This is a genomic window from Wolbachia endosymbiont (group A) of Oxytorus armatus (assembly GCF_964027005.1).
Classification (GTDB): Bacteria; Pseudomonadota; Alphaproteobacteria; order Rickettsiales; family Anaplasmataceae; genus Wolbachia; species Wolbachia pipientis.
This window is the reverse complement of the sequence record NZ_OZ034719.1, coordinates 582124-598519: the sequence shown is the minus strand read 5'-3', so window position 1 is coordinate 598519 and position 16396 is coordinate 582124. Positions and strand designations below refer to the sequence as shown.

Here is a 16396-nt window from a genome sequence, read left to right as displayed (position 1 = left end):
CTACTACCTTCTTCCAGCGACTAATTCTCTGGCATTGCCCGCAATTAATACATCATCTAACCTAGTTCTAGGTCCAGATAAACCTAAGCTTTGCGGTTCTTTTATATTATCCATTTTTAGTACGTTATTTTCATTATGTAGCATTTGGTGTATTGATTGATTTAGTGATACATCTAGCTTGTTATTAAATGTAGCCATAAACTTTTCAAATTTCTTCGGACTTAATTTACCAGCTTCTCTACTAGGACATGCCTTCTCTATATATGAGCTTAAAACCCCTGAAATCTCATTAAATTTACCACTCATGACTTTTCTAGTAATCTCTTTTTGCATTCCCATATAATCAATATTTAATCGATGCATTGATACACCACTTTTTAATCCAGCTTGCTCTACTACTTTCTCAAATCCCTTTGTAATATTGAGTGCATAGCCCTGTGCTTCTAGTGGAGATATAGACTGATCTACTGTAGAAATGTACTTCTGACCTGTAGCTTTTCTAATGAGCATGTCAAGTAACATTATTGTACCATTTACATCGATTGGTGCACTAATTTGTGAGATTGAACTTTGAGTGAATGTTTTCTCAGGTAAAGCAGCTCTAGAACCTAATAACCCACCTATAGAGCTCTTTACCCAACCAAATAAATCATTTATCCATGAAGATGGTCTTGTGCCACTACTTGCTTCTATCTCAGGTTGATTACTTGAATCTACAGAAAGGAATTTATGTGATGAGTGATTATGATTGCGACTATGATCTCCATGGTGATGACGGCGTCTGCGTTGTACAGGCTTTTCTCTTTCTTGATTAAGTTTTTCTTCTAAATATTTTACAATGTTACTATGTCCTCTGCCTCTAGCAATATCTAGTGGTGTCCTATCAGCTTCACATTTAGCATTAATATTGGCCCCTTTATCTATCAGGTACTTCACCATATCCAAATGACCGCTCCAAGAAGCCCAGTGCAGTGGTGTATGACCTTGTTTATCAGCACTATTAACTATTATCCCTTTATCGAGAAGAAACTCTATAATATTCCTGTGATCGTTTATAACAGCAAAATGTATAGGCTTTCTGCCAAGAATATCCTCAGCATTAACATTAGCTCCCTTACTAGTAAGAAACTTAGCAACATCTAAATGACCTTTCAATGTAGCCCAATGTAGTAATGTACACCCATATTTATCAGTAGCGTTTACATCAACATCTCTCTCAACAAGAAACTTGACCATGTTCAAGTTACCACTCCAAGCATAATAATATGCACCATGCCTATCTTTGCTCACATCCTGAGCAATAAGACCTTTAATTTTTTCAAGATAATTACCTTCTACAGTAGTCAATAATTCTTTATCTAAGTGTGCCTGCATTAAAACTCTTTTTGCATCTGAATTAAAACCAGAACCATCTAGAGGTGTTTTACCATTGTTATCTTTAGCATTAATATCAGCATTATTGCTTATAAGGCACTTCATTGCATCTAAGCAATTGAACCATGAAGTAAGGTGTAGAGGAGTTTTACCATACTGGTCTCTAGCGTTAATATCAACACCTTTATTTATAAGGTATTCTGCCATATCTGAGTAATTATAAATAGAAGCAAAATGTAATAACGTCCAGCCATAACTATCTTTAGTTTCTAAGCTAGTACCTTGACTTACAAGATTTTTGACTTTAATAAGATTATTTTCCAGTACAGCAATCAACAACTCATTATATTTTTTATATAGGCCTGATTGCGCTTGCTTTAAAATTTCTACTATATCTGTGTAACCTTTTTGATCAGCAATATCTAGAGGTGTTTTTCCATCTTTGTCTTTAATATTAACAAGATTAGCTCCTCTACCTATAAGATACTTTGCTACATCTAAGTGACCATTCCAAGAAGCCCAATGTAGTGGTGTCCAACCACTATTATCCTTAATGCTAGCATCAATTTTCTCCTCATCTACAAAATATTTTACTATATCCAGCTTACCGTTGGAAGCAGCGCAGTGTAGAGGAGTTTTACCACTATTATCTTTGACTTCTAAACTACTTTTTTCACCTGCAACGAGATATTCTACTACATCTAACTTACCTCCATAAGCAGCACAATGCATAAGAGTCCGGCCATCAATATACTTAGCACCTAAGCTAGCTCCTTGACCTACAAGACTTCTAATTTCATCAAGATTACCATATTGTGCTGCAATCAATAATTCTTTATCTAGTTGCACTTGTTTTAAATACCTTTCTACATCATCGTGTTTTTGATCAGTAGCGGCATCTAGCGGTGTTATGCCACCTTTATCTTGAATGTAAATATCAGCTCCCTTATCTATAAGGTACTTTACCATGTCTAAATGACCATTCCAAGAGGCATAGTATAGAGGAGTGCGACCATCTCTATCAGTATCATCAATGCTCATTCCTTTGCTGAGGAAAAATTCTATAATGTCTTTGTTATTATTTTCAGCAGCAACATGTATGGGTTTCCTGCCAAAAATGTTCTCAACGTTAATATTAGCACCCTTTTCTATTAAAAAGTTAGCAACTTCTAAGTAACCTCTCCATGCAGCAAAATGTAGCGGTGTCCAACCATTTTTGTCAGACTCATTAACATCAACACCTTTCCCAATAAGGTACTTTAGTATATCCAAATTACCACTATAAGAAGCATCACATATAGAGGGACCACAACGATGATCTTTACCCTCTAAACTAACACCATTTTCAACAAGGTATTTAAATATACCAAAGTGACCTTTTAATACAGCATTGCGCGAAGGAGTGTTACCATCTCTGTCTTTAGTATTAACATCAGCTCCTCGATTGACAGAATCTTTTACTTTGCTCATATCTCCAACTTTTGCAGCATCTAGCAATTCTTGATCTAATTCTTCTCTAGCATTACTGACAATATCTCTAACTTTTCTTACAGTAGACCCACAATCTTCAATTATCCACATCCCTTGCAGAACCTGACCTCCTGGAATCCAAGTAAATACTCTACGCCTATCATTGTCATATTTAGCATAATCAGCAGCATATAAATGTTCTTTAAGCTTAACATTCATTATAGAACAGTTGTTACCATCAGGTTTAATCATCCACACATCTCGTGCAACTCTTCCCCCTGAAATCCAAGTAAATACCATTCGTCTATCATTATCATAATTAAAATAGTTACTAGCAGCATACAAGGTTTCATTAAATGCAACATTCACTATATAAAAATTGTTACCATCAGGTTTAATCTTCCACCTAAACTTATCATTTTCTTCATTCTTTGGAGTCCAAGTAAATGCCATTCGTCTGTCATTATCATAATTGAAACATTTGTTAGCAGCATATAAATATTCATCCTGATAAACGTTCTTTATACATACTTTTGAAGCAAATATTGCATTCCTTACTGATTTTGGTAATCTATTTTCTAGCTTTTCAAGGCTAGATCTTGTTTCTAAAGGAACTTTAGGATAATACTTCATCTCCATTGCTTCTTTAATGTAAGAAGCTAACTTAAATATTGCATTATCATTTAGATCACCACTCTTTTGCATTGCATCAAATACAGCTATGTAACCTGAAATCAGCTGACCAATATAACCATGACTGCGTACACAGCTTAATATTTTTTTCGTATCTACTCTTCCATATGCATCATCTATAACTTCTTTAATTATATTATCAAATAAGTTTTTATCAAAATTATAAATTCTATTAGTAAGTTCAGTGGTCGAAGCACTACAATTACTCGATATATTACCATCCAGCTTTCTCTTTGCTTTACTTTTTATTGAATATCTTAACTCTTCTATAAAAGACTTTGCCCACTTTTTTACATTAGATGAAGCATCTACTTGATTTATAATTTCCTTCCTTATACTCTCAATCTTTCCCATCATCTTATCTGGGTCATTACTTTCAGACTCGATATCAACACTCTTATTAAGGAAGAATTTGACCATATCTAGATTACCATTGCAAGCAGCTACACGTAGAGGTGTTCTACCATTATTATCTTCAGCAATAATATTAGCACCTTTATCAACAAGAAGCTTAGCTATATTTAACTTACCTTCTTGAGCAGCCCAGTGTAAAGAATTACAACCATGAATATCTTTGTCTTTAACATTAACGGATCCTCTATTAAAAAGAAGCTTAACCACATCTAATCTACCTTCTTGAATAGCTACATATAAAGGTGTTAATTCGTGCTTATTTTCGGTATCAATATTTCCAATTCTTCTGATTAAGTCTTCAGCTTCACTGATGTTATTTTGTACTATAGCATTAAACATCTGATTTTTTAATACAACCACTTTTTCTTTATTAAGGTCCCCTATAATATCTTCTGAGTTACAAGTAGAAATTATACATTTCGAGTTAGAGAGTATTGTATCATTAAAAGCAAATATCATCTCTCTTGCTGGCTGGTAGGTATTCCAATTCTCTACTTTTATTAGAGTATTATTTTTATGTAATAGAACTAAGCTATCATTAATAACTTCTGCATCAAAACCTAATATAGATTTATCTCTGAAATCGACTAAACCAATATCATTATTATTAATTGGCTGATTATGGTAAATCTGTAATCCTTGTTCATCTGGTTTGTAATATCTGAAAAAATTAGGATTTGTTTCTATATGTTTAAGTTCTAGATTTGCACTATCGATTTTGTAAAATTTATTGTTTATCCGCAATATAATGTATTGATGCTCTGGACTTTTTAAGTAATCAATTAAACCAATAGATAAAGACCATCTGATGCCCTTACTATCTAATATTGTAATATTTTGTATTTCTAAACTGTCTTCCGTAAGATCAGAAATTGGTTTGTTATAGCATTCGTTTATATAATTCCTTTCACCTTCCCTTATATTTATACTATTAATATCCATTACATTTAATTCAGCAAAATCGATAATGTCATAAGGTATGCTTTGATGAAGCACCGCTCTATTTTTTATCTTTAAATTAAGTCTTATAGGAGATGAAAGGGGATCATACTCTAATGTATGATTATATTCTGGTAGTTTGATAATATACTGATATTGCCCTTTTCCCCCTTCTACTATGATGTCTTGATAGTGATTACATTCTATCATATAGCGATTATAATCATACTTTCCTCTATTGTCGTGGTATCTTTGGTAACTACTTGCAAAATCGGAATTATTATAACTGAAATCAACAATTATCTGATCTGAATATACACCACCAATTATCACTTTTTCTGCAGGTATTCCCATGTAATTTTTAGTGACTTCTATTTTAGATACTGGAATGTTTAAATTATTATTGTTAGCAATATCTTTTGTAATTTGGTATGCATTAGGTAACTCTAGATTTAAAATATTTGCTTGTATAAATGCTTTTAATTTTTTTCACCATTTTGTACAACTTCTCCATCAATATCCTTTCCTAAACCATTTAACTCTTGATACCAGATATCCTTTACTATATCAGATAAAGACTTATCTTGTATTACTACAGATTCTGTTATTCCCTGATATTTTGCTTGAATTACTAAGTTTTTAAAATCATCTATTTTAGTACTCGAAACAATACTTTCCATATCATCAGCTAAAAGATTTAAACTATAGCCACCTTTTCCTATATCTTCACTTATCTCCAACTGTGTAATATTAGCACCTTGAACATCTATTACATCAAAGTTTTCTTTTCCTGTATCACTTAAATCACTCACTATCTTAGCGTTATCACTATTATCATTAACAATAAATATTGTTTGTTTTAACCCTCTATAATGCACATTTTCTTTATTTACTACTCTAACTTCATAATCTTGATCTTGACAATCAAATGAACCCTGATGCACTTCTGTATTTTTTACGTTAATTAACCTTGTTTTACAGTGAGTAGTAATATTTTGTTTGCTATCAGAGTTTGACACATAGTTATACGTATTAACTAATTTTATATTATTACTACCATAATGTATTACTCCTTCATGCAAATCTACTACAACATTATTAGCTTTAACATTCATTACTAGAGTATTTTCTTTTCCTGCTCCACCTTTGAGGGTACCAGACATAGAATTATTAATAATAAAAATAGTTTCATTGTTTTTAGAGCCAATATAACGTATATTACTACCCTCTGGAATATGCATTACTGCTGGATAATTTGCTGCTGCTGTTAACGTTTTTGGCCCTGAAATATATAATATCGATCCTCTAGGAAATGTTTGCTTTTTTGTATTGCCAGGATCTTTCCTTTTCGGATTAGTAAAAATAAAAGGTTCGCCTGAGAGAGTAAAGCTCTCTTGACAGTTTCTATAAATTTTGCCACTGTTACATGGAGCGAACGCATCGTCACCTTTGTGCTTTGTATTGATTATTTTGCTGCATTGAGATTTTTGTATCGGATTTGTTAATGGTGCATCTACAACTCTTAAACCAAGATTTTCATATTCATATTTTGTTAGATGAGGGATATGTTTTGCACCTGTATTAACAATATAAACTTTCTTTTCTTCGATCTCTTGATAGCATTGAGGACTATTCTTTATACCACAGATAAACCTTTCCCAACCTTCACTCATAACCAAAGTATAAGGTGTCATAGTCAATATCTTAGAGATATCAATAGAAGACAAATCTCTTTTTACACTAGAAGCTATATTAATCTTGTCAAAAGAGATATCTTTATATTTTTTTTCTAAATCACATGTCCACTTCATCTGCGTCGCACAACCAGGACCATACGATGATGGCATAATACATATAGGCTGTGCACCCATATTTTTAATCATCTCACTATGTTTCTCTTCAATGGAGATTACGTATTGTACAACCGCATCTATGTCATAATTGTCATTTAACAGTTTAATAGCTGCTTCTTTTACGTAAGTTAAATAACCTTTTATTCTAATTGTATCTTCATATTCTTTTTCTACATCTCTTCCTGTAAAAAACTTAATCACCCCTGCAAAAAATACTTCCGCTTGTTCACCACCAGGTAATAGAGGCACTTGCTCTGCTATTGCTTTAGTATACTCCATTCTTTCATGAATTTTTACGCCCATTGTTATCAATACATCAGCAACCATAGTAACTACTGCTGCCCTACCTAAAACTTTGCCTGCAGCAGATAAACCCCTTAAAATCTTAGTAGTAGCACTTACACTTTTTATCGTAAAACTAACCCCTGCACTTATAGGCCTTATGCTCATACTTGCTAGTTTTACACCACTACTTGTTGTCCAATAATAATTTAGTGGATGATTATTACCTTGAGCTATTTCGTTTATACTGTATCCAAATTGATAAGCAATGGTTGCAAATGTAATACTTTGAACTACAGGATTACTGATAACCTTAACAAAAGCTTGACGTGCAGGCCCTGGTATTTTACCAATCAGTTTTCCTACTTTACTACTAGGAGAAATATTTACACTCGTCCTAACATCATCCATAGCATCTAGTATACCATTGATACCAAATACTTGCTTTAAAGCATCATTATCATGCCGTCCAAGTGTTGCTGTATCACCTATACTATCAAGCAAGTCATATATAGCCATAAGGGAGAAAAACTTTCCACCTTTTACTCCTTTTATTTTTGCTGAATCAAATTTATTACGATCAAATGCAATTCCTTTTTCTTTAAGGCTGCTTTCTACATTACTAATATAATCTGCAAAAACTTTTTCACCAAGATCATCAAAATGACTTTTAAACCTGTCGAAAGTATCTTCCCTAACTCCTTTTGCTAATAAATTCTGTTTAATTTCCTTTACAATATCATTGTAATCTTGATTAGTTTGAACATCACCTATGTCTTCAATGTATTTTTTATTCTCTAACAACTGCTTATCATTTGATAGTTGATGTAATTTATCAAATATTACTTCTTTTCCATCTTGAAATATACTATCTAGCTTTATTCTATAATCATCAATTTTTAAATAATATTCGCTACCTTGCTCTTTAATTTCTTCTATTATAGCATACTCTTTATCGCTGCTTACTTTTAACTTTATCTCAAGATTTTTCTCATCCAGTATATAATTTTCTATACTCTTAATATTTGCAGCATCATCTATCATTAATTCTTTATCATTACCACTATTGTCTTTGAATTTTACATTTACTTTACCACCATCAATCCTCACTTGAGGAGAATCTATTGTTATAATTTTTGTGTCATGAGCTTCAATACCAAATAACTCTTTAATAAGTCTTTCTTTTTCCTCCTCTGTAATCTTTTCTTCATCAAACGAATCTATGCAGGCCATACTTACACTTCTTTCTCTTCTTGGCTTTTTACTTGGTGAATACTCCGGCGATGAAGATTTTCTTTTAGAACACTGCCCTACAGTAGGCAACATATGATGTGAACTATGAACTACTCCAACAGGAATAAATCCTTCCTCAGCTGTCCTACTTGTTAAAATAAGTTTATTCGGATTATTAGATCCTTTATCGAAAACAACACCGATAAATTTTACCTCATCACCATCTGTAAGTGTTTTATAGGTAACACCTTCTTTGTACTCTTCATTTATTTGATCATTTGCTTCCCTCAATAAAGCTTGAGCCCCTTTACCCTGCCTTGATGCCTTAAGTTCCAATCCTATTGGAGTATACTCTTCAGCATTTCCACCTTGAGCTACAAACTTAATACCATGAACTAGCATATCAATGCGTTCCCCTCTACCAGTTTGAAACTCAGTTAAAACTAATGCTCTAGTTTCTGGTGATTCTTGTAATTTTAGGTCGCTATAATAACTAAATGCTCCATTCAATATTCCCTGGAAATGAGCTTCTTTATTAACGAGGCTCTTAAAAGGGAATATTCCTTCTCCAATTTTTTCTAATAATCTACTATATCCTCTTATTGATAAGGATTGGATATCTAGTGCTTTATCAAATGTTTCTTTTAACTCATTAGGATAAGTAACTTCTTTAAAAGTACCTTGAAATCTATTATCTCCGTTGTTGTACTCTTGTAAAGAATTGTATTTTTCAGTCCAAATAGTAAGATATCTTTTAAAATCTGACTTATATCTAGTATCAAAATTAAGATTTAATTCGACTATTTCCCTATTCTCTATTTCCTTATTTAATCTATCAAGAGGAAGCACTTCATTCATCCCGTTCAAAACATCTTTTCTGTTAGCTTCAACAATATTTATTACATAAACCAACTTTTCTGTATTTTCTGGAATAAGCACCATTGTTACAACTGCATGACTCGCATCAAGATTAGCTGACAGCCTCTCCCTGGCTCTTGCAGCTGCTGTACGTCCAAGCCCACGAAGATTAGGATGTACCTCGGTAGGTATATTGTTTCCATAGATAAAAATGTATTTTTTGAAACCAGTTTTTAAATCTTCAATTCTATTTAACAGTAGTGATTGCCCCAGTAAAAACCTGCTAAAATAATGATTATCTCCCTTCTCCGATGTACCAGGAAACGTATGATAAATACGCTCTAAATTATCTTTCACCTGTCCTTTTAATTCTATTGTTCCAATCCTTTGCGTATCCCAGTCATCAGCAGATTTTAGCATATCTTGAAAAAGAGGGATTATTTCTTCTCCACGATTTGATACTTTAATATCAGAGATAGGAGATGGATTATCAAGATTTACACCAACACATAAAATGTTATCCGCAGTAGTTAAAACTCGCTGAACGTTTGGCTGGAAGCCTTGTGCATACTTTTCTGCTTGTTGCAAAGCTTTATCTGGAGTAGCATTAGTACCTGCTCCCGCTTTTAACTCAATAATAATAGGAATAGAGTCTAATGCACGATCAGGACCACGAGCTAGCAGGATAATATCTGCATAACCCCTACCTGCAAATTGCTCTGGATAAACTCTAAGATTATACCTATAGTGGAAATTCATGAAAACGCCTACCATAAATCCATGATGTGCTGCTTCACGTGCACTACTATCATAGGTTAATGAGTTTTCATATTTAGAATGAACTTTACTAATCTCTCTAAGAATTCCCTCAAGAGATTCTTTAGCTGCTTCTTTATCAGAATTAGCAAGTTTTTCTATATCACCTTCTGGATTACTCCATACTCCTTTTTCTATTTCATGAAATTCTTTGCTAGTAGCAGAATCAAGTATCCCTTTAGTTTCCATATTAACAAAAATACCATCCTTTCCTTTATAGATCTGTACTAATCTAGATTCCATTTTACCATTAATTTCATTCTTAATCTCTTCAATTCTATTCTCAATATCTTGTTCAGTCAGTCCCTTAGACGCTATGTTCTCCTTTAATATGCTCTCCAACTCATTAACAGTAAACTGATGGCCACGCTTACCTTCTGAAATGGAAAATAAATCTATATTATTAATAGCGTCTTCAGCATTTCCAATTTGACCATTTTTAACAATAGCTACTTTTAAAGTTTTCGAAGTATCAAAACTAAAATAAATCTTTTTAATATTTAACTTTTCTGCAATCCCTGTATCCAGCAAAGTAGAAAAGCTCCCTAAGAAGAAGTGAGTAAAAAATCCTGCTTTTTCTACAGAGTGTAAATAAGATGGAATCTGATCCACAAATGACTGAAATCTTGTTTCAAAAGATCTAAAATCCTCTTCTTGCTTGCTTGTACCAACTTCTGTACCTGCTTCTTCTATTAATAACTGTATTAACTCAAAGTCTTGTGGCCTTACTTTACCCATGACTCTTTTTAAGCCTTTTGCAAGCTCTTTATCATTATCAACAATACTTCTTTCAAGACCAAAATTATAATGGTTTCGTTTACCTGGTGCACCAACATGAAATAATTGTATTTGAATATCCCCATTACCATATGAAGGAAGTTGCACTTCACCAAAAACACTAATTGTTGCACTAAGCATCCCACTCATTGCTCTTATTTCAGGTTCACCTCCCCAAGTATTAAGTTTTCTCATGTTTTCTAAGTAATCTTTGAAACTTAGTCCACTTTCACCTTCAACAAAATTTCTAAACTCGCTTTCATGATAACTTATGTGATCAACTACTCGATTGCGAAATACATTTCTTACTAAGTTTGCAAATGTATCATCATAATTCGCAGTACCTAAATTCCGAACCAAACCTCTAATATGATCTAAATTTTGGGTTACAGTTCCATCATTTCCAAATAGTACTTCATACCTTTGTCGAAATAAAGCATCGTCGTTTCTGACGGGTATTAAGTAAGCCATAGTAACAGACCAAAACAAGCAACTACCGTCTCCTGGAACATCGATTCTCTTAATCCGACTTCCACTTTCGGAATCAACATCAGATCTCCGATAACGCTTGAAATGAGGAAATTCTTTAGCTTGCCCTATATATTCTATCTCATCCGATGATTCAGTAATCTTTGAATTAACACCTTCTTTTTTTAAATGATCTGTTGGATATTGTATCTTGAACATAAACCCCCTTCATTATATTATACTAAACCTACTATACCAAGCTTATTATATAACAATTAGAGATATCAATAATAAAAGCTATTTTTACCCATATGCTGGCTTATGTATATAACATTTGTATTATAATGCAACATCTTTTTGACAGAAGCTAAAGTAGTAACAAGAAACCACCACCTGCTTTATAGAATTGCCTTATAATACTTCTCAATTACCCAAACCTAATTGCTCACATGCCTTGCTTAATTTAACCTCAGTTAAGCTAGCAGGCTCTTCAGATCTAGGCTTACCGTATGATGAAAATTTATTTAGTGAATCAACATCTCTTTTCTCTAACACAGATCGTATATACTCCGCTTGCCTAGAATCCATAAATTCTTTGATTTGATCAGGATTAGCCTTATCTAGTATTGCCCATACTGGTACCATATAACCTTTATCAATTAGAGGTACTAATAACCTTCCTTGAAATACGGAATTACTTCTCATCTCTTTATTTAACAATAAGGTACGATGGCTATTAAATCCATCTCTCATCCACATATACATAAAAAGATTTACTCCTTCATCTATACAAGACCTTGAATAATTTTCTAATTCTTTTATATATTTCAACCAAATATAATAATAATCTTCTGAAATACTACTTGGCTTTAAGCAGTCAAACAATTTTTGAAACTGATCAAAGCGAAGTGCACTCTGTAGCGTGCCTAAACTACCATAATAACCATTTTCAGCTAAGTCTCTTTTTAGAAATTCTGGATATTTATCAGGGCTTATCTGGCTGAAACAAAACTCGAATATTTCAGGATAACTATTACAACGACTACCTGCTGCATACACTGCTGTTTTCATGAAGATCTCATCCTTTTTCTGTTCGCTCATCTCACTTTCAGGTAATGATTTTATTTTATTCCAGAAGAATTCCACTGCCTGCTCTTGCTTAAAACTCATAGCACACTTAAGCCCGTACTCATATGGATGACAGCCATCTAAATTTAGTTTAGAGATGTAACCACTGATAAAATGTGACCAAAACTGCGCTAAAAGACCTGACCCGCAACACCTAACTAAGTGCTCATACTCCAATAGACTACTCTTACCTTGAGCTGATAGGCTTTTTTTTCTTTCCTCAAATAAAGCAATAATATCTTCTTCTAGACAGTACCGACAGGCAATAGCATACTTATCAAAGAGATTACCTGAATCTGGCGCAATTAACTTTTTGCCTACCACTTGCCTATCAAGCTTAACTCCACGTAAATTGTCTACTTTTTTCCAACAATCCTCACTAGACAGAACTTGTGCAAGAAAATTACGTCCTTTCTTGCCACTTTTTTGATGTAAACGCCAATTTGCATAGCACCAGCGTTCAATTTGAAAAAGCTTAGATGCTCTATAGGGATCATCCTCTTTAATAGACGAAAATAAAACTTTTGGAATATCTGAACGCAGCATGATCACCTCTCTATCAATGAAAAAACATGGAAACTGTTACATCTAACATACACTATAGTAACTTGATACCATTTGAAGTAAGATATCCCGTTTCTAAGTTTTGTCAATCCTTAATTTGAATTTTTTTTAGACTTGAATAACCTTCGACAAAAGGCGCTTAATAGGTCCAATATATAGTCTTTTATTACTTTTAAATTCTGTTTTTATTATAAGTTTACCTTAATTATTCTTTCTTAGGTAAATTGCTATTAATTTAGCAATATACATCATTAATAACTTAAACAACACAGCCATTTCCAGCACCCAAAACCAGCAAGCGTGAGAACAATTTTTCTTGGAATCGGTTGGACTACCATGTGTACCGTTCGAACTTTTTTATATGGTGATTCCATTATACGGCAAAACCAGCTACATTGGCTTACTTTTGCTAAATTTACATACGAACTGGTTTACCTAGCTTTACTGCAAACAATCTCGCACTTTTATTTTCATAACCCTATTTTTACGCTGCTTGTTCTCACAAATATATGATGTTTTTTATGTCTTTGTAGAAAGTAAATAATCAAATTTGTCATGACACTAATAGACTGGCATTTTTATAAAATCTCTTCTATATTAGAAAGGTCTTTCAAAATTTTTAAATCTTTCATATCCACCAAGAAGGTCCTACAATTGGTTCATGACTTACGTTGTTAAATGCAGAACTTGGTATTTGCAGTTGTTTTACTATCTCTTCTACCTCTACTTTTTCTTTTTCTACTTTCCTCTTTTCTTTCTCTGCTTCATCCCTTGCTTGTACTACTCTCGTTACTATGCTCAGCTTTAATCTATCAATCTCTTGGTCTTTGCATTCTGGTACATTCTCTCTTTCTTTCTTCTCTCCTTCAATAAAACTTCTGCTTAGCTTCTCAAACTCATTTGCAAGTTTTGATAACCTTTCAAAGTCAGGCTCTTTCACTTCCCTCTTCAAGTCCCTATACTCTCTACAGAGATTCTTAAATTTCATTGTGTAACCTTCGTTTAAAACCAGAAAAGTATACTGGCACTCTAAAAACCTCTGCACTTCCTTGTTTTGTTTTATTCTTTTCCTCGATATTTCTTGATCATCTGCTTCATCGTATAGTAAATCAAGAGCTTTCTTCTCTGCTCTTTCCATTTCAACTTTTGCTTCTGCTTTTTCTCTAGCTCTTCTTTCTTCCTCTTTAGCTCTTCTTTCTTCTTCTGCTCTCACTTCTGCTTCTTCTGCTTTTACTTCTGCCGCTCTCTTACCTTCACTCAATCTATTTTTCTCTACTTGATCATCCATATTTCGTTGAACTAGCTCCACATTCACTTGATGCTGCTCTACTGTTGCCTTTCTTATTTTATACTCATCTTGTTGCTCAGCTATGTACTTTTTACGATTCCCAATAAATTTTTCTGCTAGCTCTCTAAATGATAACGTCTTTTTTCTTGAATCATGTTGAGTTTTGTATACACCGTCAAACAATGCTTTATTTACCTGAAATACCCACATATAATTAGAGTTTTTCTTGATATCTTCTACTGCTTGATAGAACAACTCATCATCTCCTGTAGCAACACTTTTCTTCAAAGCCTCCTCACATATTTTAAGACTATGATTCTCTCTTTCTATATAAGATTCCCAATAAGAAGGATGGAACAATTTTGGCAAGCGAAATTCTTTTCTAGCTTTCTTTTCTAATTCATCTTTACAAAAAATTAACTGATTTACCAATCCTTGAAATTCATTATCTATTGAGGATAATAACAATCTTTCCAATTCTTCACGCTTTGGTTTATCTAGTTTTCTTAGTTGCTCTTCAAGTCTTTCACGGAATGTTACATCTTTCTCGCTTTTGATGTTATCATGAATAAAGCTTTTACATTCAACAAAACTTTTTATCTCTTTATACTGTCCATAATAAATAGGATGAAAAAGCCTTTGCATAAAACTAAACTCCAGTTCTTGCTCCAATTTATATAACTTCTCTAAATTTTCTTGCTTTCCAAAAACTTTATCAACTATGTCCTTTTTTACCTTCTTTACTACCTCTACATACTTGTTCAAGCTTTCTACCATACTCTTTAAAATATCTTCAGTGATAGAAGCAGGAAAGGCTTCTTTTATTTCTTTCAATTCTAATAATGGTAACCTCTCGCATAGCTTATGTGACTCAAATTCCCCTTGCTCTTTAAACTCTATTGAGAGCATATCTTTATATAAACGCTCAATCTCTGAAAAACTCAAGTCCGTTGGTAAAGAAAGCTTATCTTCAAATTCTCCTCCATTGCATATAGATAGCAACTCTAAATCTTTCCTCTTACTGTGTCTTTCTCTATGATTTGCTGCTCTTTCTGCTATTTCATTCAACATTTCTTGCTCTACTGCAGTAAGAAGAGATACATCCATTCTGTCCACTATGTACTGTAAACCTCTTTCTACATCATCATTCAAATTATTTTGTACAATTGACTCACTTAAGATCACCTCATTGGCTCTACTAATAATCCTATGATTTACTGCCTCATAATTCATTCTTCCTATATAATCATCAATATCAACACATTTCATGTAGGACAATAACGATTCTTTTACTCCAAAACTAGTTGGTAAAATCTTAAGGTAATCATTCACTAATTTATTTATTACTCTTCTAACTGCTTCTTTATTAAAGGAAGTACCTAGCTTGCTTTTTGCACTATTAATTTTATCTTTCATATAGGGAGAACTGCTCTTTACTATTTCTTCATGTAGTATATGTTTCTTATTCATTTCTGCTTCACAAAGAACTTCGTACAATAACTTTATATACCAGCTATCAAAAAAGGTCTTGTCCTTTATTTTGAGCAATAGAGGTTCATTATCCTTAACTGTATTACGTGCTTTTTCTCTTTTGCTATTATACTGTAAGTTTGTTTTTTGACTTTCTATATACGAGTACCTATCTTCCATTTCCTTGGCTTTTAATAGTACTTTCTCTAAGTTTTTTACCTCTTCACGAGAAATATAGTTATGATAAATTTCAATTACTTTTTGTAAGTTAAAAGTACACAAACTTGATACATCTGTTTCTTGAACATAACTTTCTAAATCAGAGCAACTATTATTAGTTAGAGATTTTAAATTATTACTTGACGATGGCAAAAGTGCTTTTTGGCGTAATCTATCCTCATTACCGCTTATTTGTCTTTCTATATCCCTTTTTATGTTGTCTACAAAAATCTCTTTTCTGCTTTTTGATATTCAGTTAGCACGTTAAGCAGAGCACTATATGCTTGATACTTTGCTTGTGCAATAACTGTTCTAGTAAGAAAAAAGCTAGAACAATATAATGATAACCCAATTGGTGCCCTTGTACCAATTAGTGCCTGCAGTAATTTTAGATCCCCCGTTCTCATTATTTCTTCTACTTGTTCTGTAAACGGTTTATCAAAAAAACTCGGCATACTACCTCTCTAGCTATACAATGAGCATACCTTAACTATCATTAAATCACAAATCAACAACTTTTTTTTTGCATAAATTTTTAATTAATTTTGAG

5 protein-coding genes are annotated in these 16396 nt (G+C 32.9%); all 5 read right to left on the bottom strand.

All coding sequences use genetic code 11. The features are described 5' to 3' along the window. Positions 1-3: 3 nt before the first annotated feature. A complete protein-coding gene (locus AAGD79_RS03005; RefSeq protein ID WP_341811586.1) occupies positions 4-5244 on the bottom strand; it encodes an ankyrin repeat domain-containing protein in 5241 nt (1746 codons plus the stop codon). Positions 5245-5369: 125 nt separating this feature from the next. Then, positions 5370-11396: an OTU domain-containing protein gene (locus tag AAGD79_RS03000; protein WP_341811585.1), complete on the bottom strand. Its 6027-nt coding sequence runs from the start codon at positions 11394-11396 to the stop codon at positions 5370-5372. A gap of 204 nt (positions 11397-11600) precedes the next feature. Next, positions 11601-12851, bottom strand: coding sequence for a hypothetical protein (locus tag AAGD79_RS02995; RefSeq protein WP_341811584.1), 1251 nt, complete (start codon positions 12849-12851; stop codon positions 11601-11603). A gap of 646 nt (positions 12852-13497) precedes the next feature. Next, a complete protein-coding gene (locus AAGD79_RS02990; RefSeq protein ID WP_341811583.1) occupies positions 13498-15999 on the bottom strand; it encodes a hypothetical protein in 2502 nt (833 codons plus the stop codon). 68 nt (positions 16000-16067) lie between these two features. Continuing rightward, positions 16068-16301: a hypothetical protein gene (locus AAGD79_RS02985; RefSeq protein ID WP_341811582.1), complete on the bottom strand. Its 234-nt coding sequence runs from the start codon at positions 16299-16301 to the stop codon at positions 16068-16070. Between the last annotated feature and the right edge of the window lie 95 nt (positions 16302-16396).